The sequence below is a fragment of the Streptomyces sp. NBC_01445 genome, assembly GCF_035918235.1.
Taxonomy (GTDB): domain Bacteria; phylum Actinomycetota; class Actinomycetes; order Streptomycetales; family Streptomycetaceae; genus Streptomyces.
This window is the reverse complement of record NZ_CP109485.1, coordinates 6,078,414-6,104,202: the sequence shown is the minus strand read 5'-3', so window position 1 is coordinate 6,104,202 and position 25,789 is coordinate 6,078,414. Positions and strand designations below refer to the sequence as shown.

The 25,789-nt window shown below is 69.5% G+C and carries 20 protein-coding genes; 10 read left to right on the top strand and 10 right to left on the bottom strand.

Translation table 11 applies throughout. From position 1 onward, the window contains the following. Positions 1-62: 62 nt before the first annotated feature. The 3 genes from OG574_RS27865 to OG574_RS27855 all read left to right on the top strand — a co-directional run bounded on the left by OG574_RS27865 (position 63) and on the right by OG574_RS27855 (position 5,025). Positions 63-1,370, top strand: a complete 1,308-nt coding sequence (locus OG574_RS27865) for an LCP family protein (RefSeq protein WP_326778646.1) — start codon at positions 63-65, stop codon at positions 1,368-1,370. A 226-nt stretch (positions 1,371-1,596) separates the two neighbouring features. After that, positions 1,597-3,330: an LCP family protein gene (locus OG574_RS27860; protein ID WP_326778645.1), complete on the top strand. Its 1,734-nt coding sequence runs from the start codon at positions 1,597-1,599 to the stop codon at positions 3,328-3,330. Between the two features lie 81 nt (positions 3,331-3,411). Next, the gene (locus OG574_RS27855; RefSeq protein ID WP_326775431.1) at positions 3,412-5,025 is read left to right on the top strand and encodes an LCP family protein; all 1,614 of its coding nucleotides are present in this window, start codon (positions 3,412-3,414) and stop codon (positions 5,023-5,025) included. 57 nt (positions 5,026-5,082) lie between these two features. On the opposite strand, the gene OG574_RS27850 is transcribed toward OG574_RS27855, so the two are convergent. Continuing rightward, complete coding sequence (locus tag OG574_RS27850; protein ID WP_326775430.1) at positions 5,083-6,111, bottom strand: glycosyltransferase family 2 protein; 1,029 nt, start codon at positions 6,109-6,111, stop codon at positions 5,083-5,085. A gap of 126 nt (positions 6,112-6,237) precedes the next feature. Here OG574_RS27850 and OG574_RS27845 point away from each other — a divergent pair, with 126 nt between their 5' ends. Then, positions 6,238-7,710: an LCP family protein gene (locus OG574_RS27845; protein ID WP_326775429.1), complete on the top strand. Its 1,473-nt coding sequence runs from the start codon at positions 6,238-6,240 to the stop codon at positions 7,708-7,710. Positions 7,711-7,732: 22 nt separating this feature from the next. Here the strand turns inward: OG574_RS27845 and OG574_RS27840 are convergent, their stop codons facing one another. Beyond that, complete coding sequence (locus OG574_RS27840) at positions 7,733-8,281, bottom strand: acyl-CoA thioesterase (protein ID WP_100597952.1); 549 nt, start codon at positions 8,279-8,281, stop codon at positions 7,733-7,735. Positions 8,282-8,399: 118 nt separating this feature from the next. On the opposite strand from OG574_RS27840, the gene OG574_RS27835 reads away from it, so the two are divergent. Further along, positions 8,400-9,701 (top strand): LCP family protein, encoded by a 1,302-nt coding sequence (locus OG574_RS27835; protein WP_326775428.1) that lies wholly within the window; start codon positions 8,400-8,402, stop codon positions 9,699-9,701. A 386-nt stretch (positions 9,702-10,087) separates the two neighbouring features. After that, on the top strand, positions 10,088-12,700 hold the full coding sequence (gene rph / locus OG574_RS27830) for a rifamycin-inactivating phosphotransferase (RefSeq protein ID WP_326775427.1): 2,613 nt from the start codon (positions 10,088-10,090) through the stop codon (positions 12,698-12,700). Between the two features lie 109 nt (positions 12,701-12,809). Here the strand turns inward: rph and OG574_RS27825 are convergent, their stop codons facing one another. After that, the gene (locus OG574_RS27825) at positions 12,810-13,967 is read right to left on the bottom strand and encodes an acyl-CoA dehydrogenase (RefSeq protein WP_326775426.1); all 1,158 of its coding nucleotides are present in this window, start codon (positions 13,965-13,967) and stop codon (positions 12,810-12,812) included. Between the two features lie 174 nt (positions 13,968-14,141). Between OG574_RS27825 and OG574_RS27820 the strand changes: the two genes are divergently transcribed. Both OG574_RS27820 and OG574_RS27815 read left to right on the top strand, forming a co-directional pair. Next, a complete protein-coding gene (locus OG574_RS27820; protein ID WP_326775425.1) occupies positions 14,142-15,485 on the top strand; it encodes a UDP-glucose dehydrogenase family protein in 1,344 nt (447 codons plus the stop codon). Positions 15,486-15,567: 82 nt separating this feature from the next. Further along, positions 15,568-15,930 (top strand): VOC family protein, encoded by a 363-nt coding sequence (locus OG574_RS27815; RefSeq protein WP_326775424.1) that lies wholly within the window; start codon positions 15,568-15,570, stop codon positions 15,928-15,930. Positions 15,931-15,951: 21 nt separating this feature from the next. Here the strand turns inward: OG574_RS27815 and OG574_RS27810 are convergent, their stop codons facing one another. From OG574_RS27810 to OG574_RS27795, 4 genes are all read right to left on the bottom strand, one after another. Then, positions 15,952-17,058 (bottom strand): dipeptidase, encoded by a 1,107-nt coding sequence (locus tag OG574_RS27810; RefSeq protein ID WP_326775423.1) that lies wholly within the window; start codon positions 17,056-17,058, stop codon positions 15,952-15,954. A 182-nt stretch (positions 17,059-17,240) separates the two neighbouring features. Beyond that, positions 17,241-18,428, bottom strand: coding sequence for a dipeptidase (locus OG574_RS27805; RefSeq protein ID WP_326775422.1), 1,188 nt, complete (start codon positions 18,426-18,428; stop codon positions 17,241-17,243). Positions 18,429-18,433: 5 nt separating this feature from the next. Beyond that, the gene (gene purE, locus OG574_RS27800) at positions 18,434-18,961 is read right to left on the bottom strand and encodes a 5-(carboxyamino)imidazole ribonucleotide mutase (protein WP_326775421.1); all 528 of its coding nucleotides are present in this window, start codon (positions 18,959-18,961) and stop codon (positions 18,434-18,436) included. Continuing rightward, entirely contained in the window at positions 18,958-20,121 is a 1,164-nt protein-coding gene (locus tag OG574_RS27795) for a 5-(carboxyamino)imidazole ribonucleotide synthase (protein ID WP_326775420.1), read from the bottom strand. The genes purE and OG574_RS27795 overlap by 4 nt, the downstream gene beginning before the upstream one ends. Positions 20,122-20,241: 120 nt before the next feature. Here OG574_RS27795 and OG574_RS27790 point away from each other — a divergent pair, with 120 nt between their 5' ends. Further along, positions 20,242-20,793, top strand: a complete 552-nt coding sequence (locus OG574_RS27790; protein ID WP_326775419.1) for a GtrA family protein — start codon at positions 20,242-20,244, stop codon at positions 20,791-20,793. Between the two features lie 25 nt (positions 20,794-20,818). On the opposite strand, the gene OG574_RS27785 is transcribed toward OG574_RS27790, so the two are convergent. Then, on the bottom strand, positions 20,819-22,093 hold the full coding sequence (locus tag OG574_RS27785) for an ATP-binding protein (protein WP_100597942.1): 1,275 nt from the start codon (positions 22,091-22,093) through the stop codon (positions 20,819-20,821). Positions 22,094-22,108: 15 nt separating this feature from the next. Then, positions 22,109-22,786, bottom strand: coding sequence for a response regulator transcription factor (locus OG574_RS27780; protein ID WP_100597941.1), 678 nt, complete (start codon positions 22,784-22,786; stop codon positions 22,109-22,111). 491 nt (positions 22,787-23,277) lie between these two features. Between OG574_RS27780 and OG574_RS27775 the strand changes: the two genes are divergently transcribed. Continuing rightward, on the top strand, positions 23,278-24,765 hold the full coding sequence (locus OG574_RS27775; RefSeq protein WP_326775418.1) for a peptide MFS transporter: 1,488 nt from the start codon (positions 23,278-23,280) through the stop codon (positions 24,763-24,765). 132 nt (positions 24,766-24,897) lie between these two features. Here the strand turns inward: OG574_RS27775 and OG574_RS27770 are convergent, their stop codons facing one another. Then, a complete protein-coding gene (locus OG574_RS27770) occupies positions 24,898-25,719 on the bottom strand; it encodes a MerR family transcriptional regulator (RefSeq protein ID WP_326775417.1) in 822 nt (273 codons plus the stop codon). Positions 25,720-25,789 lie beyond the last annotated feature (70 nt).

Here is a 25,789-nt window from a genome sequence, read left to right as displayed (position 1 = left end):
ATTCCGCAGGCACGCCCCCGGAACCACAGCACCCCGGCGACGACGACGCGGCGGGGCCGGTCATGCACGGGCCGGGCGCGGGCTCGTCCCCCACGGGAGCGGGCACGGCCCGGCGGCACAAGCGCTGGCTGCGGTACACGGCGATCGGCGTCGGAGTGGCGGTGCTCGCCGCGGGCGGCGCCGGCTGGGCGGTCTACGAGAAGCTCCAGGGGAACATCACCGAGGACACCGACGCGGCCGCCGAGCTCGCCCGCTACGAGAAGGAGCGGCCCACCTCGCTCGTGGCCGGCGCGCAGAACATCCTGCTGATCGGTTCCGACTCACGGTCCGGCGCCGACAACCGCAAGTACGGCCGCGACTCGGGCACCCAGCGCTCGGACACGACGATCCTGCTGCACATATCCGCCGACCACAAAAGCGCCATCGCGGTCTCGCTGCCCCGCGACCTGATGGTCGACGTACCGAGCTGCCGCGCACACGGCGGCACCCGCACCGGCCCCATGTTCTCGATGTTCAACTACGCCTTCGAGCAAGGCGGTTCGGCCTGCACGATCCGTACGGTCGAGAAGCTCACCGGTATCCGCATCACCCACCACATGGTCGTCGACTTCAGCGGGTTCAAGGACATGGTCGACGCCGTCGACGGCGTCGAGGTGTGCCTCAAGGAGCCCATGAACGACCGCGCCGCGCGCCTCAAGCTGCCCGCGGGAAAACAGACCCTCGACGGCGAGCAGGCGCTCGGCTTCGTGCGGGCCCGCAAGAGTCTCGGCAACGGCAGCGACACCGACCGGATGGACCGCCAGCAGCAGTTCCTCGGCGCCCTGGTGAACAAAGTGCAGAGCAACCAGGTGCTGCTCAACCCGACGAAGCTGTACCCCGTGCTCGACGCGGGGACCTCGTCCCTCACTACGGACCCCGGGCTCGCCAGTCTGCGCGGCCTCTACAACCTCGTACGCGGCATCCGGGACATTCCGACCGAACGCGTCCAATTCCTGACGGTGCCGCGGCGCAGCTACGTCTACAACGCCAACCGCGACCAGCTCGTCCAGCCCGCCGCCGAGCAGCTCTTCACGCGACTGCGCACCGACGCCCCCGTCGTGGTCGCCAAGAAGACACCGCGGGAGAGCACAACCCAGAGTTCCTCCGACGGCTCCGGCACGGACAGCTCGGGCACGGACGCCACGGGCAGGGACAACAGGGCGTACGAGCACGACGGATTCGACGACGGCAAGGGCGGCGCCGACCGAAGCGCCCAGAAGCCCGGCGACCCCTCCATGTCGTCCGGATCGTCCGGTTCGTCACCCGGCTCATCGCCCACCCCGGCCCCCACGTTCCGCGGCAACACAGCCGCTCAGGACGCCTGCGGGTAAAGCGATACCCAAGGGGTTCGCATCACGTCCAAAGAAATAGGACGGATTGCCCAGTTGTAGGGAAGTGCAATTTGTCACGGCCGTCGCTTGACGCTGAACTGGGCGGATAGTGTGAGCGATCCGGTGCACCCGGCCAACGACGGTCGCGCACTGCTTACCGACTGACCGAGCGCCTTCTTGAGGGGGACAAGGCGCCGCGTGGCCCCGACGGAGGATGCAGACAACCGTGGACGCGCAAGGCCGTGGGCGGGCGGACAACATCGACCCCGCAGACCAGTGGGTACTCAACCCGAACACCGGCGATTACGAACTGCGACTGAACCCTTCCTCTGGGCAGTCGGCCGTACCCGCACCTCGCAGGTCTTCCCAACGCCCCACCGGGCGACGGGGACAGACCGGGCAGACCCGGCAGAACGGCAGGTCCCGTGAGGAACAGGACAGCCGCGAAGTGCCCGGCCAGCGCAGGCGGCGGGCCCCGCAGCCGGAGCCGGCCGGCAGGCGCCGGTCCAAGAGCAAGAAGAAGTCCAAGGGCAAGAAGGCACTCCTGTGGACGGGCGGCGTCATGGCCTTCGTCCTGGTCGCCGGCGCGGGCGGGGCGTATCTCTATCTGCGCCACCTCGACGGCAACATCGACAAGCAGGACGTCGTCGGCGCGAAGAACGGCTTCAGCAAGGACGAGGCGTTCAACATCCTGCTGATCGGCACGGACAAGCGCACCGGCAAGGGCAACGCGGGCTACGGCGACAAGAACAGCGTCGGCCACGCGGACACCAACATCCTGCTGCACGTGGCCAAGGACCGTTCGAACGCGACGGCGTTGAGCATCCCGCGCGACCTCATCACCGACATCCCGGACTGCAAGGTGAGGGAGGACGGGGTGGAGAAGACGATCCCCGGAACGCCCGACATCCGCTTCAACACCAGCCTCGGCCAGAGCGGCCGGGACGCGGGCTGCACGATGGCAACGGTCAAGGCCATAACGGGAGTTCAGCCCGACCACTTCATGATGGCCGACTTCAACGCCGTCAAGACGCTGACGACGGCGGTCGGCGGTGTGGACATCTGTCTCGCCAAGGACGTCAACGACCCCGACTCGCATCTGAAACTCTCCAAGGGCAAGCACACCGTGCAGGGCGAACAGGCCCTCGCGTTCGTGCGCACCCGGCACAGCTTCGGCAACCAGGGCGACCTGGACCGCATCCAGCAGCAGCAGCAGTTCCTCGGATCGCTGATGCGCAAGATGAGCTCCAGTGACACCCTCACCAGCCCGACCAAGCTGTCCGGCCTGGCCGAGGCTGCGACCAAGGCGCTGACCGTGGACAGCGGCATCGGAAGCCTCAGCGAGCTCAAGGACGTGGCCCTGGAGCTGAAGAAGGTGCCGCCGAAGAACATCACCTTCACCACGCTGCCCGTGATAGACAACCCCGCCGAGAAGGTCCACGCGACGGTCGTCGTCAACCCGGCCAAGGCGGACCCGCTGTTCGCGATGCTCCAGAACGACGTGTCCCTGACCGAGGTGGCGAAGGACAAGAAGGCCGCCAAGTCGAAGCAGGACGCGCTGCTCAAGGGCTCCCGCGCCGACGCCTCCGAGGTCCGGGTCGACATCTACAACGGCAGCGAGACCGTCGGCGCCGCGCAGGCGACGCTGACGTGGCTGCAGAACAACGAGGGCGTCCTCAAGTCGAGCCAGCTGGGCAACGCGCCGAAGAAGCTGCCGAAGACGACGCTCGAGTACGCGCCGGACCAGGCCGACCAGGCCCGCAAGCTCGCCGACATCATGGGGCTGCCCTCATCCGCCATGAAGCCCGGCAAGAGCGAGAAGAACGACCAGGGTCTGCCCGCGATGATCCTGACCCTCGGAGCCGACTTCAAGGAGGCCGGGACACCCATCGCCGCCCCGGCGAAGGCGCCGGCGGACATCCAGAAGGCGACAGCGGACAAGACTGTGTGCGCCAAGTGACCAACCTCGGCCGCCTCTTGACTGTCTAACAGACAGGATCGGGGCGGCCGACGTGTAGGCCGGGGGCGGGAGGGGTGGGGCATGAGGCAGAGCAGTGTGCGTGACAGTCGGCACTCGGCCGGGGGGCCGGACGGCGGACAGGGGCGGGTACCGAAGCAGGGGCAGGGTGACGGCGGCAGGCCGCGCGGGCACCGGCGCGGCGGCGCGCGCCCGCGGCGCCGCAAACACCGGATACTGCGCTGGTTCTCGATCACTCTCGCCGTACTGGTACTCGGCACCGCGGGAGCGGGCTATCTCTGGTACGAGCATCTCAACAGCAACATCAAGACGGACAAGCTCAACATCGGCGAGCACCAGGCGGCGAAGCCGACGCCGAACGCGGCGGGCCAGACCCCGCTGAACATCCTGCTGATCGGCTCGGACGCGCGGGACTCCAAGGCCAACCAGAAGCTCGGCGGCGCCAAGGAGACCTTCGGCGGCGTACCGCTCGCGGACGTGCAGATGCTGGTCCACCTCTCCGCGGACCGCACCAACATGTCGGTGGTGAGCATGCCGCGCGACACGCTGCTCCAGCTGCCGAAGTGCACCGACCCGAAGACGGGCAACGCGTACCCGGCCACGGTGGGGCGGCGGATGACGAACGAGTCGCTCGGCCGGGGCGGCCCCGGCTGCACGGTGGCCACCTGGGAACTGCTGACCGGCATCCACATCGACCACTTCATGATGGTCGACTTCGCGGGCGTGGTCTCCATGGCGGACGCGATCGGCGGCGTACCGGTCTGCGTGGACGCCAACATCCTCTCCAAGGACAGCCAGGGCCACGGCTCGGGCCTGAAGCTGGCGGAGGGCACGCACCCGGTCAAGGGCAAGCAGGCCCTGCAGTGGCTGCGTACGCGCTACGGCTTCGAGGACGGCAGCGACATCGCCCGAACCAAGGCGCAGCACATGTACATGAACTCGATGGTGCGCCAGATGCGGGAGAACGCCACCATCACCAACCCCGGCAAGCTGCGCACCCTCGCCGAGGAGGCCACCAAGGCGCTCCGCGTCGACGAGGGCCTCGACACGGTCAAGAAGCTCTACGACCTCAGCAACGAGCTGAAGAAGCCCGCGCCGGATCGCATCACGATGACGACGATGCCGTTCGTGTACGTGGGCGCGCGCGTGGCCCCGAAGCCGGGCGACGCGGACAAGCTGTTCCGGCTTGTGCGCGAGGATGTGGCCCTGGACGGCAAGGACAAGAAGAAGGCGCCGCCCAAGGAGTCGGACGACCCGGCGGCGCCCGACGGCGAGATCGCGGTACAGGTGCAGAACGGCACGCGGACGGCGCAGCTGCCCGCGGCGTCGGGCCGGGCGAGCACGGTGTCTCAGATCCTGGTCACGAAGGGCTTCACGAAGTCGTCCGCCGACCAGTCGGTGTCGCTGAGCGAGGAGAAGACGGTCATCCGCTTCCCGAGCGTCGACCTGGAGGGCGATGCCCAGCGGGTCGCCAAGTCCCTTGGTGTTCCGCTGAGTTCGGTGAAGAAGTCGACCGGCGTCTCAGGGGTGACACTCATCGTGGGCGACGACTGGCGGGAGGGGAACACCTACCCGAAGTCCTCGAAGGACGACGACACCACCCCGGACACCGCGCTCGCGCTCAACGGGTCGGACACGAAGGCCTGCATGAAGGTGAACAAGAACTTCACCTGGTGACTCAGGCCAAAGCTCCGGGGCCGAGCGGCTCGGCCCCGGAGAAAGCAGACGTAAGGCTCACGCCTCGCTGAGTACCGCGGGGCGGCGCGACGCGATGACCTTCTTCGCGAGGGAGCGCGGGCTGGTCAGGAAGCCCCAGCCCCAGGACATGTGCATCGTGGCGAGCGCGACCGGGATCTGCAGGCGCGCCTTCAGCGGCAGCCCCTTGCCGGCCGGCACCGAACCGGCCACGATGGCCGCCAGGTAGCCGCCCGGGATCACGAAGCCCCACGGCGTCACGAGCGCGCCCACGACGACACCCGCGGCGATCGCGCACACGGCGGCCGGCGGCGCGAGGTAGCGCAGGTTGATCGAGCCCTCGTGGTAGCGGGCGACGACATGGCGCCAGCGGCCGTAGTCCTTGTACTGCTTGGCGAGCGCCTTCACGCTGGGCCTCGGCCGGTACGAGACCTTCAGCTCGGGCGAGAACCAGATCAGGCCGCCGGCCTCGCGGATGCGGAAGTTCAGCTCCCAGTCCTGGGCGCGGATGAACTCCACGTTGTAGCCGCCCTGCTGCTCCAGCGCCTCGCGCCGGAAGACACCCAGGAACACGGTCTCGGCCTGCTGGGCCTCGCCGCCCGTATGGAAGGCCGCGTTCCCGACGCCGATCTTCGAGGTCATGGCGGCGGCGACCGCGTTCTCCCAGTCGTTCTCGCCCTCGGCGTGCATGATGCCGCCGACGTTCTGCGCGCCGGTCTCCTCAAGGAGGCGGACGGCCGTCGCGATGTAGTTCGGCGAGAGCATGCCGTGCCCGTCGACGCGCACCACGATGGGGTGTCGGGACGCCTCGATCGCGGCGTTCAGCGCCGCGGGCGTACGGCCCGTGGGGTTCGCCACGGTGTGGACCCTGGGATCCTCGCGGACGAGTTCCGCGGCGATCTCGTCCGTGCGGTCCGAGGACGGGCCGAGCGCGACCACGACCTCCATCTCGCCGCCGTACTCCTGCGCCAGGATCGCCTCGACGGCTCCGCGCAGGTGCCGCTCCTCGTTGAGGACGGGCATGATCACCGATACGGGCGGAAGCTGCTTGTCGGAATTCGCGTTCATCAGGCGTCACGTTACCGCTAATGGGGGACACCGGCGCGCGCCGCCGTGGTCACTGCCGCGGGGAGGAGATCGTGTGGGCCTACGGTGCTCGCGATCCCACGCCCACCTTCTCGGAGGTGTCCCCACGTGCCCACTCCGCCGACCCGCTCCCCCGCACGCCCGCCGCGTCCCCCACGGCAGGAGCGCCATCGTCCCCCCGTGCCCGCCCCCGTACGGAGGAGGAAGCCGCGGTGGGCCATGCGGGTGGCGACGACGGTCTCGGTCACGGTGCTCGCGGCCGCCGGGATCGGGCACGCGGTCGTCACCGGGCTCGACACGGACATCAACCGCATCGACCCCTTCAAGGACATGAAGAACCGACCCTCCGGCGGTCACGGGATGAATGTGCTGCTCGTCGGCACCGACGGCCGCGACAAGATCACCCCGGCGGAGAGGGAGAAGTACCGGCTGGGCGGCGCGCCCTGTCACTGCACGGACACGATCATGATCGTGCACCTCTCCGCCGACAAGGACCGCGCGAGCATCGTCAGCCTGCCCCGGGACTCGTACGCCGAGATCCCCGCGCACACCGACCGGACGACGGGCGAGCAGCACCAACAGCACCCGGTGAAGATCAACGCGGCGTACGCGGAGGGCGGGCCCCATCTGACCGTGCGCACCGTCGAGCACATGACCGGCGTGAAGATCGACCACTACATGGAGGTCGACTTCACCAGCTTCATGAAAACGGTGGACGTGCTCGGCGGCGTCGAGATCTGCACGGCGCAACCGCTCAAGGACTCGTACACCGGGCTCGACATGGCCGTCGGCACGCACACGCTCGACGGCGGCCAGGCCCTCCAGTACGTGCGCGCCCGGCACACCGACGGGGCGGGCGACCTGGGCCGGATGCAGCGCCAGCAGCGCTTCCTCGCCGCGCTCATCGCGAAGGCCACGTCGTCCGGAGTGCTCCTGAACCCGGTGAAATTCCGCGATGTGGTCCACACGCTGCTCAGTTCCGTGCGCGCGGACAAGGGGTTCGGCACGGACCAGATGGTCGGGCTCGGGCAGGCGATGCGGGGGTTCTCGCCGTCGTCGTCGGAGTTCACGACCGTGCCGATCAGTCAGGCCAGCTTCCCGGTCAAGGGCATCGGCTCGACGGTGAAGTGGGACCCGGCGAAGTCCACGAAGCTGTTCAAGGCGCTGCGCGAGGACAAGCCGCTCGCCGTGCACCAAACGAAGAAGAAGGAGACGGTCGTCGGCGTCGCCCCGCAGCAGATCCGCGTCCAGGTCGAGAACGGCACGATGACGCCGGGGCTCGGCAGGAAGGTGGACGCGGGGCTGCGGGGGACGGGGTTCCGCACGAGCGGTACGCCGATGAACGCGGCGCAGCGCACCGCCCAGCACACGGTGGTCCTCTACGACCCGCGCTGGGACCAGTCGGCGAAGGCGCTGGCGACGGCGTTGCCGGGGGCGCAGTTGCAGGCAGTGAAGGGACAGGGTGCGGTACTGAAGGTGCTGGCCGGCCCGGACTTCGAGGCCGTGCGCGCGGTGCGGGCCGAGGACTCGCGCCAGGGCGAGTTCGGGGCGGTCACCGGGGACCAGGTGGTGTGCGGCTGACGCCGGTCCGCCTCCGAAGGGCTCAGTCCTCGATGCCGTCGGCCGCGCGCTGCTGCCGCAGTTCCATGATCGCCCGGCGGCGCGCGAGCCGGTGCTGGCGGCGGATCTGGGCCTCCTGGCAGCGCCGCTTGTCGCGCTCGCTCTCCGGCAGGACCGGCGGCACCGAGCGCGGCTTGCCGTCGCCGTCGACCGCGGCGAACACGAGGTAGGCGGAGCCGACCTGCTGCGCCGGCGTCGACTCGTTCCAGCGCTCGGCGAGGACCCGGACCCCGACCTCCATGGAGGTCCGGCCCGTCCAGTTGACCTGAGCCTTCACATGGACCAGGTCGCCCACGCGCACCGGCTCCAGGAAGGCCATCTCGTCCATGGAGGCGGTGACGGCGGGTCCGCCGGAGTGCCGGCCTGCCACGGCGCCCGCCGCGTCGTCGACCAGTTTCATGATCACGCCACCATGTACCGTTCCGAGCAGGTTGGTGTCGTTATGGGTCATGATGTGCGACAACGTCGTACGGGAAGCTGAGGTCGGCTTACCCGGAATTTCGGATTCCGTGCCGCGGGCCTGGTCTGTCATGGCCTCCACCTTATGCCGGGCAGGACACGGGTTGCTTTGTGTCAGCTCTGCAACAGCCCGGGTCCGATTCCCCACCCACCCTTGTGGGGCACACAGCACCGGACGGCACACTGGGGCCATGAATGATTGGCCAGAGGGTTGGGGCGACAGTCAGGGCGGCGGCGACCGCGGTTACGGTCGCGGCAGTTCCAGCGCGCGCCCCGAGGGCGCCCGCGCGATGCCGCACGTGCAGCGCGGACAGGGCGGCGGCTCCCGCCGCTCCGCGCCGCCCCGGCCGACGGTGCCGGCGCAGCCCTCGTACGGCGAGGGCTACGGGGACCAGTACGACAGCGGCTACAACACCGGCCAGGTCTACGGCGGTGGCGGCGGGCGCCGCGGCGGCAGCGGCTACGTACCGAACGACAACGACCCGGCCGACGGTTACGCGCCCCCGCGGCCGCGGCCGAACTGGCGTCGGCGCATCAAGTGGGCCGTCCTCACCCTCGTCGTCGTGTTCCTCGGTGTGAGCATAGGCACGTACTTCTGGGCCGACTCCAAGCTCCACCGCGACGTCGACCTCTCCAAGGTCATAGAACGGCCCGAGACCGGCCAGGGCACCAACTACCTCATCGTCGGCACGGACAGCCGGGCCGGAATGTCCGACGAGGAGAAGAAGAAGCTGCACACCGGGTCCGCCGAGGGCAAGCGCACGGACACGATGATGATCCTGCACACCGGCGACAACGGCAGCACGATGATCTCCCTGCCGCGTGACTCGAACGTCACCATCCCGTCCTACAAGGGCTCGGACTCCGGCAAGCTCTACCCGAACCAGGGCCGCCAGGTGAAGCTCAACGCCGCGTACGCGGAGGACGGCCCCGAACTGCTCGTGCGGACCGTCGAGTTCAACACCGGGCTGCACATCGACCACTACGCGGAGATCGGCTTCGGCGGCTTCGCGAAGATCGTGGACGCGGTCGGTGGCGTCGAGATGAACCTGAAGGAGGGCTTCAAGGACAAGTGGTCCGGAGCCGACTTCCAGAAGGGCAAGCAGACGCTGAACGGCCAGCAGGCCCTGGCCTTCGTCCGTACGCGCCACGCGTTCGCGGCGAGCGACCTCCAGCGCACCAAGAACCAGCAGGCGTTCCTGTCGGCGCTGGCCCACCAGGTGGCCACCCCGTCGACGGTCCTGAACCCGTTCAAGCTCTACCCGACGATGGGCGCGGGCCTCGACTCGCTCGTCGTCGACAAGGACATGAGCCTGTGGGACCTCGGCTCGATGTTCTTCGCCATGAAGGGCGTCACCGGCGGCGACGGCAAGTCGATGAACATGCCGGTCTCCGGCTCCGTCAACGGCAACCTCGTCTGGGACAAGACCAAGGTCAAGCAGCTGGTGGGCGAGCTCAAGGACGACGCACCGGTGACGGTGTCGGGCAACTGACGTAAGAAACGGGGCAGTTGGCCCGGGCCAGAGATCCGGCCCGGGCCAACTGCCCCGTTTCTGTGCGGTCGTTCGGCGCCGATCACGTTGCCGTGCTCGTCCACCCATCCGTGTCCGGTCTGCTCCTGGAGAGTCGTCCCGCCTGCCGTCGGACGGCAAAAAACAAAGGCAAGGAGAGCCCTCTCCTTGCCACTCTCAACATATAGCGCAGTGGGGGACTTGCCGCAAGGCCCAGGTCATGGCGCAGAATCGGCGGCCTGCAGTTGCGGGGGCCCGGCGCGGAGGTGCGGGGTGCTCGGCAAGAGGTTCGACGGAGTGGGAGAGGCCCCGGTGACTCGATCGGCCACCGCAGTACAACGGAGCACGGCCGCCTCGGAGGTGACGCGATGAGTGAGCGGTACGTGTTGGATCTTCAAGAGGTCGGCGAGACGCAGGTCGCGGTCGTCGGTGGCAAGGGCGCGCACCTGGGCGGGCTGTCGCGGATCGAAGGCGTCCGCGTGCCGGCCGGCTTCTGCGTGACGACGGACGCCTTCCGGCGGATCATGGCGGAAGCGTCGATCGACGAGCGGCTCGACCAGTTGGCGCGTCTGAACCCGGACGACCGGGAGGCGATCCGTACGCAGAGCGCGGAGATCCGCCGGACCATCGAGGGGATCGCCGTCCCGGACGATCTCGCGGCGGCGATCACCCGCGCGCTCGGCCGGCGAGGCGAGCCCGGCGAGCAGACCGCCTACGCCGTCCGGTCCAGCGCGACGGCGGAGGACCTGCCCACGGCCTCCTTCGCCGGCCAGCAGGACACGTATTTGAACGTCATGGGGCCGACGGCGATCCTCCAGCACGTCAGCCGGTGCTGGGCCTCGCTGTTCACCGAGCGGGCCGTGACCTACCGCCAGCGCAACGGCATCGACCACCGTACGGTCCACATGGCCGTGGTCGTGCAGCAGATGGTCTTCCCGCATGCGGCCGGCATCCTGTTCACGGCCGACCCCGTCACGGGCAACCGGAAGGTCGCCACCGTGGACGCCGGTTTCGGCCTCGGCGAGGCCCTGGTCTCCGGCCTGGTGAACCCGGACGTCTTCAAGGTGCGAAACGGCGAAGTCGTCGCCAAGGCGATCGCCGCCAAACAGCGTGCGGTTCACGCCCTGCCGGCCGGCGGTACGCAGGAAGTGGCGGTCGACTCGCAGCGGCAGGAGCAGCCGGCGCTGACGGACGCTCAGGCCTTGCGGCTCGTGCAGCTCGGGCGACGGATCGAAGCGCACTTCGGCCGCCCGCAGGACATCGAATGGTGCCTGGTCGACGATGACTTCCAGATCGTTCAGAGCCGGCCGATCACGACGCTGTTCCCCGTCCCCGAGACCGGCGACCAGGAGAATCACGTCTACGTCTCCGTCGGTCACGGACAGATGATGACCGACCCCATGAAGCCCCTGGGGTTCTCCATGTGGCAGCTGACGGCCATGGTGCCGATGCACGAGGCCGGCGGGAGGCTGTTCGTCGACGTCACCCGGCGCCTGGCCTCGCCCGCGAGCCGCGCCGGCCTCCTGGACGCCATGGGGAAGGGCGATCCGCTGATCAGGAACGCTCTGGAGACCGTCCTCGACCGCGACGATTTCGTCCCGTCGCTCCCGGACGCGGGCCCCGGCGGGCCGCCGGCCGGCGGTGCGCCCGCCCCGATCGAGACCGATCCGGCCGTCGTCACCAAGCTGATCGAGCGCAGTCAGGTGTCCATCGCCGCCCTGGAGCGCGACGTCCGGACGAAGACCGGACCGGCGCTGTTCGACTTCCTGCTGGAGGCCTTCGAGGAGCACAAGCGGGTCCTCAGTGATCCGCTGAGCATTCAGGCGATCATGGCGGGGATGGAGGCCACGTGGTGGCTCAACGACAAGCTGCAGGAGTGGCTGGGCGAGAAGAACGCGGCTGACACGCTCACCCTGTCCGCCCCCGACAACATCACGTCGGAGATGGGCCTTGAGCTGCTCGACGTCGCGGACGTGATCCGCCCGCGGTCGGAGGTGGTGGCGTTCCTCCAGGGCGTCGAGAACGCCGGGGACACAGCCTTCCTGGACGAGCTGGCGAAAGTCGCGGGCGGGACCGAAGCGCGCGACGCCATCGAGGCCTACCTCGACCGGTACGGCATGCGCTGCGTCGGCGAGATCGACATCACGAGGCCCCGCTGGCGCGAGCGCCCCACCACGCTCGTGCCCGTGATCCTCGACAACGTCAGGAACTTCGGGCCGGGCGCCGCGGAGCAGCGCTTCGAGCAGGGGCGGCAGAAGGCGCAGCAGAAGGAACAGGACGTGCTGACCCGCTTGCGGGCCCTGCCGGACGGGGACCGGAAGGCCGACGAGACCAAGCGGATGATCGACCGGGTCAGAACCTTCATCGGGTACCGGGAGTACCCCAAGTACGGCATCATCAGCCGCTACTTCGTCTACAAGCAGGCCCTGCTGGAGGAGGCCGAGCGCCTCGTGCAGGCGGGCGTGCTTCCTGAGAAGGAGGACATCTTCTACCTCACGTTCCAGGAACTCCACGACGCCGTGCGCTCGAACCAGGTGGATGACCGGCTCATCACGGAGCGCAAGGACGCGTTCCGGTCGTACCACGCGCTCACCCCGCCCCGGGTGCTCACATCGGACGGTGAGGCCGTCACCGGGGCGTACCGGCGCGACGACGTACCGGACGGCGCCCTGATCGGCGTGCCGGTCTCCGCCGGGACCATCGAGGGAAGGGCCCGCGTCATCCTCGACATGGCGAAGGCCGATCTCGAAGCGGGCGACATCCTGGTCACGGCCTTCACGGACCCCAGCTGGTCGCCGCTGTTCGTCGGAATCGCGGGCCTGGTGACGGAGGTGGGCGGCCTGATGACCCATGGCGCGGTGATCGCCCGGGAGTACGGCCTGCCGGCCGTCGTGGGCGTGGAGCAGGCCACCCGGCTGATCCGGGACGGGCAGCGGATCCGCGTGCACGGAACCGACGGGTACGTCGAGATCCTGCCCTGACCGGCCACACCGGAATCCAGACCCGAACGGCCCCCGGCAGCATGCCGGGGGCCGTGGTGTCTGTGCAGGTCAGTACCGGCCCAGGATCTCCTGCGCAGCGAAACCCTTGTTACGGCAGGTTCCTGGCCATCACGATCCGCTGGACCTGGTTCGTGCCTTCATAGATCTGCGTGATCTTCGCGTCGCGCATCATGCGCTCGACCGGGTAGTCGCGGGTGTAGCCGTAGCCGCCGAGGAGCTGGACGGCGTCCGTGGTGACCTCCATGGCGACGTCCGAGGCGAAGCACTTGGCCGCGGCGCCCTGGAAGGTGAGGTCCGCGTCGCCGCGCTCCGACTTGGCCGCGGCCTGGTACGTCAGCGCGCGGGCCGCCTCGATCTTCATCGCCATGTCGGCGAGCATGAACTGGATGCCCTGGAAGTCGGCGATCGGCTTGCCGAACTGCTTGCGCTCCCTGACATAGCCCTTGGCGTAGTCGAGGGCGCCCTGGGCGATGCCGAGGGCCTGGGCCGCGATGGTGACGCGGGTGTGGTCCAGGGTCTTCATCGCCGTGGCGAAGCCGGTGCCCTCCTCGCCGATCATGCGGTCGGCGGGGATGCGAACGTTGTCGAGGTAGACCTCGCGCGTCGGGGAGCCCTTGATGCCGAGCTTCTTCTCCGGGGCGCCGAAGGAGACGCCCTCGTCGGACTTCTCGACGACGAAGGCGGAGATGCCCTTCGAGCGCTTGGTCGGGTCGGTGACGGCCATCACCGTGTAGTACTCGGACTCGCCGGCGTTGGTGATCCAGCGCTTCACGCCGTTGAGCACCCAGGAGTCGCCGTCGCGGACCGCGCGCGTCTTCATGCCCGCGGCGTCCGAGCCCGCGTCCGGCTCGGAGAGGCAGTACGAGAACATGCCGTCGCCCTTGGCGAGGGGCGTCATGTACTTCTTCTTCAGCTCCTCGGAGCCGGAGAGGATGACGGGCAGCGAGCCCAGCTTGTTCACGGCCGGGATGAGGGAGGAGCTCGCGCAGACGCGGGCCACTTCCTCGATCACGATGACGGTCGCGAGGGCGTCGGCTCCGGCGCCGCCGTAGGCCTCCGGTACGTGCACCGCCTGGAGGTCGTTCGCGACGAGGGCGTCGAGGGCCTCCTGCGGGAAACGCGCCTCCTCGTCCACCGCCGCGGCGAACGGCGCGATCTTGGCCTCGCACAGGGCCCGCACGGACGCGCGGAGCATGTCGTGCTCTTCGGCCGGACGGTACAGGTCGAATTCGGGCGATCCTGCCAAGGTGTCTCACGCTCCAAGGACGCTAATTACCGTTAAGTAACCCAAATTTTATGCGTCTGCCCACGAGAGGGATACGTGAGCTACGCGACAGCGGAAACGTGCCCTGTGAGTGCCCGTGTCACGCCCGACTATGCTCGGGGCCGCACTGCAGCCGTACACCTCTGGAGCTCTCTCATGGCCTTGAAGATCACCGTGATCGGCACCGGCTACCTCGGCGCCACGCACGCCGCTGCCATGGCCGAACTCGGCTTCGAGGTGCTGGGGCTCGATGTCGTGCCCGAGAAGATCGAGATGCTCACGCGGGGCGAGGTCCCCATGTACGAGCCCGGTCTCGAGGAACTGCTGCGCAAGCACGTCGCCGGGATCGAGGGATCGACCGGGCGGCTGCGCTTCACCATGGACTGGGCCGAGGTCGCCGAGTTCGGTGACGTCCACTTCGTGTGCGTGAACACCCCGCAGAAGCACGGCGAGTACGCCTGCGACATGTCGTACGTCGACGCCGCGGTGGAGTCACTGGCCCGGCACCTGAGCAAGCCGGCACTCGTCGTCGGCAAGTCGACCGTGCCCGTCGGCAGCGCCGAGCGCCTCGCGGCCCGCATCCTGGAACTGGCGCCCGCGGGCGGCGACGTCGAGCTCGCCTGGAACCCGGAGTTCCTGCGCGAGGGCTTCGCCGTCCAGGACACGCTGCACCCGGACCGGATCGTGGTCGGTGTGCGCAGCGACCGCGCCGAGAAGACCCTGCGCGAGGTGTACGCGACGCCGGTCGGGCAGGGCTCGCCGTTCGTGGTGACGGACTTCCCGACGGCCGAGCTGGTCAAGACGGCCGCCAACTCGTTCCTGGCGACGAAGATCTCCTTCATCAACGCGATGGCCGAGGTCTGCGAGGCCGCGGGCGGTGACGTCGCGAAGCTCGCGGAGGCGATCGGCTACGACGAGCGGATCGGGTCCAAGTTCCTGCGGGCCGGGATCGGCTTCGGCGGCGGCTGCCTGCCCAAGGACATCCGGGCGTTCATGGCGCGCGCCGGTGAGCTGGGCGCGGACCAGGCCCTGACGTTCCTGCGCGAGATCGACTCCATCAACATGCGGCGCCGGGGCCAGATGGTCGAGATGACCCGTGAAGCGCTCGGCGGGGGTTCGTTCCTGGGCAAGCGGGTCGCGGTGCTCGGCGCCACGTTCAAGCCGGACTCCGACGACGTACGCGACTCACCGGCGCTGAACGTGGCCGGGCAGATCCACCTCCAGGGCGGCCAGGTCACGGTCTACGACCCGAAGGGCATGGACAACGCGCGGCGCCTGTTCCCCACGCTCGGCTACGCGGAGTCCGCAGAGGCGGCCGTGCGGGGCGCGGATGTGGTCCTGCACCTGACGGAGTGGCGCGAGTTCCGCGAGCTGGACCCGGCGGCGCTCGGTGAGCTGGCCGGCACACAGCTGATCCTCGACGGGCGCAACGCGCTGGACCCGGTGCTGTGGCGCAAGGCGGGCTGGACGTACCGGGCGATGGGCCGTCCCGCCGCCTAGGGTCTGTCGTTTGCGGGAGCATGCAGTAACGCGGTTACCTCATGCACGCCGCTACGGGTAACCCTCACACCGAGGAGATGTCATGGCTCTCGCCACGCTGGGTGTCGTCGTCCTGGACTGTCCCGACCCGCGCGCGCTCGCCGATTTCTATGCGGAGGTGCTCGGCGGCACCGTGACGAGCGACGACGGCACGTGGGTCGACCTGGAGGTGCCGGGCGGCCGGCCGCTCGCGTTCCAGGCGGCGCCCGACTTCGCGGCACCGTCCTGGCCCGCGCCCGACCGGCCGCAGCAGTTCCACCTGGACCTCACGGTCGAGGACCTCGACACGGCGGAGAAGGGCGTGCTGGCCCTGGGCGCGAAGGTCCTCGACGCGGAGGACCGCTCGCGCACCTGGAGGGTCTACGCGGACCCGGCGGGGCACCCGTTCTGCCTGTGCGCCTGCTGAGTCCGCTCCCCCGGCCGCCCGTCAGGTGTCGAGGAGTTCGATCCTCGCCGTCGACGGCGGGCGGCGCAGCGCGGCCGCTCGTGCCGCGAACTCCGTCTCGCGCAGCACGCGTTGGACGTTGCCCCACGTGAGGCGTGCCAGATCCGAGTCCGGCCAGCCCCGCTCGATCAGTTCCGCGATGAGGTGCGGATAGCGCGAGACGTCGGCGAGGCCGTCCGGGTGCACGGCTCCGGTGTCGTACGCGCCCGAGAGGCCGACGGACTCCGGGCCCGCCACCCGCCGCACATGGTCCAGATGGTCGGCGACGTCGCCGAGTCCGGATCCTGTGCGCTCCGCGGAGCACGGCACGAGGCACACGCCCTTGGCCGCGCCGAGGTCGGCGAGCAGATCGTCGGGGACGTTGTCGGGGTGGCTGTTGAGGGCGAGGGCCCCTGAGTGGGTGAGGATCACCGGGGCCTTGGTGAGGGCGAGGACCCGGCGGGCCGTGCGCACGGAGGCGCCGGTGAGGTCGGCGAGGACGCCGATCCGGTGCATCTCGCGCACCACCTCGTCGCCGAACCGGGTCAGCCCCGCGTCCGTGGCCCAGGAGGTGCCGGTGAGGGTGAGCACGCGCAGGCCGAGCGTGTGCAGGGCGCGCAGCGTGGCGAGGGAGGCCCCGATCGCGGCGGCCGGCGCAGGGCCCATGAGGACGGCGATGCGGCCGTAGTCGCGGGCGTCGCACGACTCGGAGGCGGAGCGGGCCAGGCGCAGGCCCTCGGGGTGGTCGGCCACGACCTGCTTGGCGAAGTCGAGCTGTTCGAGGACCGCGGTGACCGGGTGCTCGGCGTGCGCCGTGCCGGGCAGCAGGCGCAGCGTCCACAGGAGGGCGCCGACACCTCCGTCACGCAGCCGGGGCAGGTCGGTGTCGACCGAGCTGTCGCCCAGTTCGAGGTCGTACCAGGGCAGGGTGCGCAGCGTTGCGGGCAGACCGCAGTAGCCGTCGGCGACGGGGTGGGTCGTGAGGAGGGCACGGGCGCGGGCGAGCGTGTCGTCCGCGGGGGGCTCGGGAGCCTCCTCGGTCGGTGAGGCGAGCTCGTCGAGCTCGCCTATCTCGGCGGTGGCGGTCAGTTCGTCCTGCAGGTCTGCCATGGCAAAGCTCCGGGCGTCGACGGTGTCGGCAGTACGCTCACCGTCACACGCATGGCCCGCAGCCACCTGGCGGGCGGCGCGTTCGGGCGACACCGCGCCGCCAAAACCTCCGGAGCGGAAGAACTCCGGAGGTTTTGGACAGGGCGTTCAGCCGTCGAGCCAGGGCCCTCGAGCCTGGCCGTTCAGCCGTCGAGCTGCTCCAGCGTCGCGTTCGACGGACCGCGGCGGGACTGCTCGTCCCGGGCCACGTCCTCCGCCGCGCCGAGGACCCGTACCGCGTTCTGCCAGGTCAGCTTGGCGAGGTCGGGGTCCGACCAGCCGCGGTCGACGAGCTCCGCGATCAGGTTCGGGTAGCCCGAGACGTCGCCGAGGCCGTCCGGCAGGAACGCCGTGCCGTCGTAGTCGCCGCCGATGCCGATGTGGTCGACGCCGGCGACCTCACGCATGTGGTCGAGGTGGTCGGCGACCGTGGAGACGGTGGCGACCGGGCGCGGGCGCGCCTCCTCGAACACGCGGTGGAGCTTCATGGCCTCCGGCGACGTGTCCAGGTGGTGGAAGCCGTGCGCACGCAGATTCTCGTCCGCGGCGGCCGTCCAGTCGACGGCGGCCTGGAGGACGAACTTCGGCACGAACGTGGCCATCGCGACGCCGCCGTTCGCGGGCAGCCGCTCCAGGACGTCGTCCGGGATGTTGCGCGGGTGGTCGCACACCGCGCGCGAGGACGAGTGGGAGAAGATCACCGGCGCGACCGAGGTGTCGAGCGCGGCCCGCATCGTGGTCGCCGCCACGTGCGAGAGGTCGACGAGCATGCCGGCCCGGTTCATCTCCCGTACGACCTCGTGGCCGAAGGGCGAGAGTCCGCCGACGCCCGGCTCGTCCGTCGCCGAGTCCGCCCACGCGATGTTGTCGTTGTGCGTGAGCGTCATGTAGCGCACGCCCAGAGTGTGCAGCGCGCGCAGCGTGGCCAGCGAGTTGTCGATGGAGTGGCCGCCCTCGGCGCCCATGAGGGACGCGATACGGCCCTCGGTGCGGGCGGCCTCCATGTCGGCGGCCGTCAGCGCGCGGCGCAGGTCTGCCGGGTAGCGCTCGATCAGCTGCTGGACGCAGTCGATCTGCTCCAGGGTGGCGCTGACCGCCACGTCACCGGCCATGTCCGAGCGCACGTACACGGACCAGAACTGCGCGCCGACCCCGCCGGCCCGCAGCCGGGCCAGGTCGGTGTGCAGATGCGCGCTCTGGTCGACGGCGATGTCCCGCGCGTCGATGTCGTACGCGACCTGCTCGCGCAGCGCCCACGGCAGGTCGTTGTGTCCGTCGACGACGGGGAAGTCGGCGAGTATCGCGCGGGCCCGCTCCAGCGAGGTGGTCATCGCCGTCACTTCCCGAAGCCGAAGCCGGACGTGCCCTCGACCTTGGCCCGCAGCCGCTTGCCCTTCTCCGTGGCCTGGTCGTTCAGCTCCTGCTGGAACTCCCGCATGCGGCCGAGGAGTTCCTCGTCGTGCGTGGCGAGGATGCGGGCCGCGAGGAGACCGGCATTGCGCGCGCCGCCGACGGAGACGGTGGCGACGGGGACGCCCGCGGGCATCTGCACGATGGACAGCAGGCTGTCCATGCCGTCGAGGTACTTCAGCGGGACCGGGACGCCGATGACGGGCAGCGGGGTCACGGAGGCGAGCATGCCCGGCAGATGGGCGGCTCCCCCGGCTCCGGCGATGATCGCCTTGAGGCCGCGGCCGTCCGCCTGCTCGCCGTACGCGATCATTTCGCGCGGCATGCGGTGGGCGGAGACGACATCCACCTCGTAGGGGATCTCGAACTCGTCGAGAACCTGGGCGGCGGCCTCCATGACGGGCCAGTCGGAGTCGGAACCCATGACAATGCCAACGACAGGGGACGTGCTCATTCGGTGATCGTTCCTCTGAGGTAGCCGGCTGCGTGACGGGCGCGCTCCAGCACGTCGTCCAGGTCGTCGCCGTAGGTGTTGACGTGGCCGACCTTGCGTCCGGGCTTCACGTCCTTGCCGTACATGTGGATCTTGAGCTTCGGGTCGCGGGCCATGCAGTGCAGGTACGCGGAGTACATGTCCGGGTAGTCGCCGCCGAGGACGTTGCACATGACCGTCCAGGGGGCGCGCGGGCGCGGGTCGCCGAGGGGGAGGTCGAGGACGGCGCGGACGTGGTTCGCGAACTGCGAGGTCACGGCCCCGTCCTGGGTCCAGTGGCCGGAGTTGTGCGGGCGCATCGCCAGTTCGTTGACCAGGATGCGGCCGTCGCGGGTCTCGAAGAGCTCGACCGCGAGGTGCCCGACGACACCGAGCTCCTTCGCGATGCCGAGCGCCAGCTGCTCGGCGCGCAGGGCGAGGTTCTCGTCGAGGCCGGGGGCGGGCGCGATCACCGTGTCGCACACGCCGTCGACCTGCTGGGACTCGACGACGGGGTAGGCCACGGCCTGGCCGTGCGGCGAGCGGACGACATTGGCCGCGAGCTCCCGTACGAAGTCGACCTTCTCCTCCGCGAGGACGGGGACGCCGGCCTTGAAGGGCTCGGCCGCGTCGTCCAGGGACCGTACGAACCACACCCCCTTCCCGTCATAGCCGCCGCGCACCGTCTTGAGGATCACGGGGAACCCGTCACTGGCGGAATCGCCGTCAGTGGCGGCCTCCGCCGCGAAGGCCGCCACATCGGCAGGATCCTTCACGAGGCGGTGGCGCGGGCAGGGAGCGCCGATCTGAGTGAGCTTCGCGCGCATCACACCCTTGTCCTGGGCGTGCACCAGCGCCTCGGGTCCGGGGCGCACGGGGATACCGTCCGCCTCCAGGGCCCGCAGGTGCTCCGTGGGCACGTGCTCGTGATCGAAGGTGATCACGTCACAGCCCCGCGCGAAGTCACGCAGCGTGTCCAGGTCGCGATAGTCGCCTATGACGACATCGCTGACGACCTGCGCCGCGGAATCCTGAGGAGTGTCACTGAGGAGCTTGAACTTGATGCCGAGCGGGATGCCCGCCTCGTGTGTCATACGAGCGAGCTGCCCCCCGCCGACCATGCCGACTACCGGGAACGTCACACCCCCAGGGTATCGGCCGCCACGCGGTGCCAGGATTAGGCGTCCCCAGGCGCCCGACCTGCCGCCTGGTTAGCATGACTGGGTCGATATATCGGAACTACGGGGGCTGGGGCGAGCACGATGAACGGACCTGCCACTTGGCGTGCGCGGCTCGACCGGCTCGGTCGCGAGGTCGCCAAATTCGGTGCCGTGGGCGCGCTCGGAACCCTGGTGAACTTCGGCGTCTCCAACTTTCTGTGGCACACCACGAACCTTCAGGCGGTGCGGGCGAACGTCATCGCCACGGTCATCGCCATCGCGTTCAACTACGTGGGGTTCCGCTACTTCACCTACCGTGACCGCGACAAGAGTGGCCGGACGCGGGAGCTCTCGCTGTTCCTGGCGTTCAGTGCGGTCGGCCTGGTGATCGAGAACGGCGTCCTGTACCTGGCGATCTACGGCTTCGGCTGGGACAGCTCGCTGCAGCGCAACGTCTTCAAGTTCGTCGGCATCGGCATCGCGACGCTGTTCCGGTTCTGGTCGTACCGCACGTGGGTCTTCAAGACCATGCCCGGCCGCGAGACCGTCACCCGCGCCGAATCGTTCCTGGAGGCCGGGGACGGGCGGGACGGGCGTGATGGTCGGGACGGGCGCGAGGACCGCCGCTCCGACATCCAGCGCACCCACCGCTGACCGGGGCCGCTCACCGGCCGGCCGGCTAGCGAACCGTCTCCGTCCCCTCACCCGGCGCCGACTTCTTCAGCGGCGTACGCGACAGGAACAGGCCGAACACCGGCGGGTTCGTCTGGAGCATCTCCAGGCGGCCCCCGTCCGCCTCGGCCAGGTCGCGGGCGACCGCGAGGCCGATGCCCGTCGAGTTGCGGCCGCTGATGGTCCGCTCGAAGATCCGCGCCCCCAGGTCCCCCGGCACCCCGGGACCCTCGTCCGTGACCTCGACGACGGCCTGGTTGCCGGTGACCCGGGTGCGCAGCGCGACCGTGCCGCCGCCGTGCATGAGCGAGTTCTCGATCAGCGCGGCGAGCACCTGGGCGACGGCGCCCGGCGTGCCCACGGCCTTCAGATGCCGCTTGCCCGAGGAGACGATGGCGCGGCCCGCGCTGCGGTAGGCGGGGCGCCACTCCTCCAGCTGCTGCTTGATGACCTCGTCCAGGTCGAAGGAGACCGCGGACCCCGTGCGCGGGTCGCGCGAGTTGGTCAGCAGCCGCTCCACGACGTCCGTGAGCCGCTCGACCTGCGCGAGGGCGATCGTCGCCTCCTCCTTCACCGTGTCCAGGTCATCGGTGACGGTGATCTCCTCCAGGCGCATGGAGAGCGCCGTGAGGGGCGTACGGAGCTGGTGCGAGGCGTCGGCCGCCAGGCGCCGCTCGGCGGTCAGCATGCGGGCGATCCGCTCGGCGCTGGAGTCGAGGACGTCGGCGACCCGGTCCAGCTCGGCCACCCCGTAGCGGCGGTGGCGCGGGCGGGGGTCGCCCGAGCCGAGGCGCTCCGCGGTGGACGCGAGGTCGGTGAGCGGGGACGTGAGCCGGTTGGCCTGGCGTACGGCGAGCAGGACCGCGGCGATGACGGCGAGCAGCGCCACCCCGGCGATGATCAGCAGCGTGCGGCCGACCTCGCGGGTGACGGAGGAGCGCGGCTCCTCGACGGTGACCGTCTCGCCCTTCTCGCCCTTGGCCGTGGCCTGGATGACGTCCCCTCGGGGGCGCTCACCGATCTCGATGGGCGCGCGCCCCGGCAGCTCGATCCTGGCGTACCGGTCGGGGCCGACCTGGTTCCTCAGGATCGCGCCGGTGACCTGTTCGTCACCGAGGAGCCGGCTGTCGACGATGCTGACGAGCCGGACCGCCTCGGAGTCCACCCGCTCCTGGGCGCTGTTGGTGATCGTGCGGGTCTCGACGATGACGAGCGAGACCCCGAAGACAGCGATCACGACGAGCACGACGGCGAGCGTGGAGTTGATCAGACGGCGGCGCATAGCTGTACCAGTACGTCAGCTCTTCTCGAAACGGAAGCCGACGCCGCGCACCGTGGCGATGTAGCGCGGGTTGGCGGCGTCGTCGCCGAGCTTCTTGCGCAGCCAGGAGATGTGCATGTCGAGGGTCTTCGTCGACGACCACCACGTGGTGTCCCAGACCTCGCGCATCAGCTGGTCGCGCGTGACGACCCGGCCGGCGTCGCGCACCAGGACCCGCAGCAGGTCGAACTCCTTGGCGGTGAGCTGGAGTTCCTCGTCGCCCATCCACGCGCGGTGCGACTCGACGTCGATGCGGACGCCGTGCGTGGCGGGCGGCTGCTGAGGCTCTGCGGCGCCGCGCCGCAGCAGGGCCCGTACGCGGGCGAGCAGTTCGGCGAGGCGGAACGGCTTGGTGACGTAGTCGTCGGCGCCGGCGTCCAGGCCGACGACGGTGTCCACCTCGTCGGCGCGGGCGGTCAGGATGAGGACGGGCACCGTGTGCCCCTCGGCGCGCATCCGCCGGGCGACCTCCAGGCCGTCCATGCCGGGCAGCCCCAGGTCGAGTACGACGAGGTCGATGCTGCCCTGAAGTCCCGCGTCGAGCGCGGTCGGGCCGTCCTCACGCACTTCGACCTCGTAACCCTCCCTGCGCAGGGCACGGGCCAGTGGCTCCGAGATGGACGCGTCGTCCTCGGCGAGCAGTACACGGGTCATGCAGTGATGGTAGTCCGCGCCGGACGGCGGCCGGGGGGTGATCCGCCAGGGCCGTGACCTGGCCGGGTGGACCTGCGGCTGTGGGATGAGATCCTGGGGAACGCCTTCGAATCCGCGCGAACGGTTCCGCCAGGGCCTGTGATCCATCTCTCAAGTCCTTCCATATGCCGCACTGTCGTGTCGTATGGTGACTGGACGCCTGATGCACTAAAGAAGGCCTTTGAGCGTACGCGCTGCGAAGGTCTCTTTCATGTGTGAGCTGGTCACCGCCAGCGTTGAAGGAATGACCTGTGGGCCGGGCCCCGGACGCGAAGTCGCGCACGGGGTGTGGATCCCGGGACAGCCGTACCTGGTCTCCGTAAGCGTCTTCGCACACGGAGGCGATCCCCTGTGGGCGTGGGGAGGAGGACGGCAGGTCCCGGTGCCGGCCACCCCCCTCACTGGCCGCGCGGTCACCCACGACCCGCGACCCGTACCAGCAAGGAACTTCCATGGCGACCAGCCTGACGAAGGAATCCACCGGAGCACCCTCCGGCGGTAAGACCTTCTTCGGCCACCCTCGCGGTCTGGCCACTCTGTTCATGACCGAGATGTGGGAGCGTTTCTCCTACTACGGCATGCGCGCCCTGCTTCCGCTGTACCTGGTGGCCCCCGAGGGGCTCGGCCTCGACGCGGGCACCGCGATCGCCATCTACTCCGTCTACGTCTCGACGGTGTACCTGCTCGCCATGCCCGGCGGCTGGTTCGGCGACCGTGTGTGGGGACCCCGTAAGACGACCGCGATCGCCGGTGCGGTGATCATGATCGGCCACCTGCTGCTGGCCGTACCGTCGAACGGCATCTTCTACGTCGGTCTGCTCTTCGTGGCCGTCGGTTCGGGTCTGCTGAAGTCCAACATCTCGACGATGGTGGGCCACCTCTACAACGGCGCCGACGACCCGCGCCGTGACGGCGGCTTCACCGTCTTCTACATGGGCATCAACCTCGGCGCGTTCGCCGCGCCGCTGGTCATCGGCACCGTCGGCCAGAACGTGAACTGGCACCTCGGCTTCGCGCTCGCCGCGGTCGGCATGGCGATCGGCCTCGGCCAGTTCCTGCTGGGCACCCGCCACCTGTCGGAGAAGTCGTCGGTCGTCCCGAAGCCGCTGGACGCCGCCGAGCGTGCCGCCACGCTGAAGAAGTCGATGATCTGGCTGCTCGTCGCGGTCGTCTTCTACGGCATCGTCGTGGGCACCGGCACCTACACCCTGAACTGGGTGATGGTCCCGCTCATGCTGGTCGGCCTGATCGTCCCGATCATGGTCCTCGGCCGCATCAAGCGCGACAAGGAACTGACGAGCACCGAGCAGTCCAAGGTCTCCGGCTACATCTGGTTCTTCGTCGCCGCCGCGGTCTTCTGGATGATCTACGACCAGGGTGGCTCCACCCTGTCGATCTTCGCCGACAGCCACGCCAACACGAGCGTCTTCGGCTGGGACTTCCCGGTCTCCTGGTTCCAGTCCGTGAACCCGGTGATCATCATGGCGCTGGCCCCGGTCGCCGCCATGATCTGGCTGGCGCTGGCCCGCAAGGGCAAGGAGCCGAGCACGGTCACCAAGTTCTCGCTCGGCCTGGCCCTCGTCGGCATCTCCTTCTTCGTCTTCCTGCTGCCGCTGACGGCCGCGGGCGACGGCAAGGTCAGCCCCTGGTGGCTCGTCCTGATCTACTTCGTCCAGACGGTCGGCGAGCTGACGCTCTCCCCGGTCGGCCTCTCGGTGACCACCAAGATGGCGCCGGCGAAGTACGGCTCCCAGATGATGGGTGTCTGGTTCCTCGCGGTGACGGCGGGCGACGCGGTGACGGGTCTGCTCTCCACAGCCGGCGTCGACCTCAACGGCACGGGCGTCGTGGGCCTGGAGGCCGCGCTCGCGGTGATCGCGGGTGGCGCGGTCTTCATGTACCGCAAGAAGGTCAAGGAGCTCATGGGCGACGTGCACTGACGCACTCCGCTCGGCCTGTACACGTGTGAAGGGCCGCCGCACCGGAATCGGTGCGGCGGCCCTTCGGCGTTTGCGCTGTACGCCCCGGCGGGTTCAGCCGTGGGGGGTCTTGCCGGCGCGGACGGCGATCGGTCAGGCCCGGGTCACCGGTGCCTGCAATTCCGTCACCCAGTCGTCAGTGTTCTCGGGACACTCCAGGTTGACCTCACGGGGGTAACCGTTCGACCGGTAGCCGTTGGCATCGGTCCAGCGGGCCAGGGTCTGGACGGTGGGGATCACGGTGTCCATCGAACCGCGGTGCACGATGGTCGCCGCCTGGTCGAGGGACGGCAGGTCGAGGACACGGAAGACGCCGTCCTGAAGAGGGGCGGAGACCTGGACGGCGGCGTGCACGCTGATCCTGCCGCCACCCTCCGGAGCGTCCTCGTAGTACGCGACTCCGGGGCCCGTGGGGGCAATACCCGCCGAGCCCAGGCACCGGAACAGCTCGTCGTAGAGCGGCCCGATGACCGGGCCGATGTCCTCGGGCCCGAAACTCGCGGCGGTCGCGGTCAGCTCCGCCACCCGGACAGCGGGGACGCTCTTGATGACAACGTCGTTCGTGGGCATGTGCCCCTCACTCTCGATCGCTCGGAGCCTCGCCTCGACCTGGACCAGCCGTGCCCCCGCGGCAGCCACTGCGGCCTCCAGTTCCGCATGCCGCAGCCGCAGCATCCCGCGCAGTTCCTCGACACCGACCCTCTCGTCCACGATGTCCCGCACCTGCTGAAGGACGAATCCGAGGTCCTTGAGCGCGATGATCCGGTTGAGGCGGGCGAGCTGAGCAGCGGTGTAGTAGCGATAGCCGCTCGCAGGGTCGACGTGGGCCGGGCGCAGCAGGCCGGTCGCGTCGTAGTGACGCAGCATCCGGACTGAGACGCGGCCGTGCCGGGCGAAGTCTCCGATGGTGAACATGATGTCTCCGAGCTGACCGCCTGACACGGTGTGAGGGTCAAGAAGCTACTGGCCCGGGAACGCCGGCATG

Excerpts from the sequence above, each read along its gene's own strand:
- OG574_RS27865 (WP_326778646.1), top strand. The coding sequence starts at position 63 with ATGCACGGGCCGGGCGCGGGCTCGTCCCCCACGGGAGCGGGCACGGCC.
- OG574_RS27855 (WP_326775431.1), top strand. The coding sequence starts at position 3,412 with ATGAGGCAGAGCAGTGTGCGTGACAGTCGGCACTCGGCCGGGGGGCCG.
- OG574_RS27850 (WP_326775430.1), bottom strand. The coding sequence starts at position 6,111 with ATGAACGCGAATTCCGACAAGCAGCTTCCGCCCGTATCGGTGATCATG.
- OG574_RS27840 (WP_100597952.1), bottom strand. The coding sequence starts at position 8,281 with ATGACAGACCAGGCCCGCGGCACGGAATCCGAAATTCCGGGTAAGCCG.
- OG574_RS27835 (WP_326775428.1), top strand. The coding sequence starts at position 8,400 with ATGAATGATTGGCCAGAGGGTTGGGGCGACAGTCAGGGCGGCGGCGAC.
- rph (WP_326775427.1), top strand. The coding sequence starts at position 10,088 with ATGAGTGAGCGGTACGTGTTGGATCTTCAAGAGGTCGGCGAGACGCAG.
- OG574_RS27820 (WP_326775425.1), top strand. The coding sequence starts at position 14,142 with ATGGCCTTGAAGATCACCGTGATCGGCACCGGCTACCTCGGCGCCACG.
- OG574_RS27815 (WP_326775424.1), top strand. The coding sequence starts at position 15,568 with ATGGCTCTCGCCACGCTGGGTGTCGTCGTCCTGGACTGTCCCGACCCG.
- OG574_RS27810 (WP_326775423.1), bottom strand. The coding sequence starts at position 17,058 with ATGGCAGACCTGCAGGACGAACTGACCGCCACCGCCGAGATAGGCGAG.
- OG574_RS27805 (WP_326775422.1), bottom strand. The coding sequence starts at position 18,428 with ATGACCACCTCGCTGGAGCGGGCCCGCGCGATACTCGCCGACTTCCCC.
- purE (WP_326775421.1), bottom strand. The coding sequence starts at position 18,961 with ATGAGCACGTCCCCTGTCGTTGGCATTGTCATGGGTTCCGACTCCGAC.
- OG574_RS27790 (WP_326775419.1), top strand. The coding sequence starts at position 20,242 with ATGAACGGACCTGCCACTTGGCGTGCGCGGCTCGACCGGCTCGGTCGC.
- OG574_RS27785 (WP_100597942.1), bottom strand. The coding sequence starts at position 22,093 with ATGCGCCGCCGTCTGATCAACTCCACGCTCGCCGTCGTGCTCGTCGTG.
- OG574_RS27780 (WP_100597941.1), bottom strand. The coding sequence starts at position 22,786 with ATGACCCGTGTACTGCTCGCCGAGGACGACGCGTCCATCTCGGAGCCA.
- OG574_RS27775 (WP_326775418.1), top strand. The coding sequence starts at position 23,278 with ATGGCGACCAGCCTGACGAAGGAATCCACCGGAGCACCCTCCGGCGGT.
- OG574_RS27770 (WP_326775417.1), bottom strand. The coding sequence starts at position 25,719 with ATGTTCACCATCGGAGACTTCGCCCGGCACGGCCGCGTCTCAGTCCGG.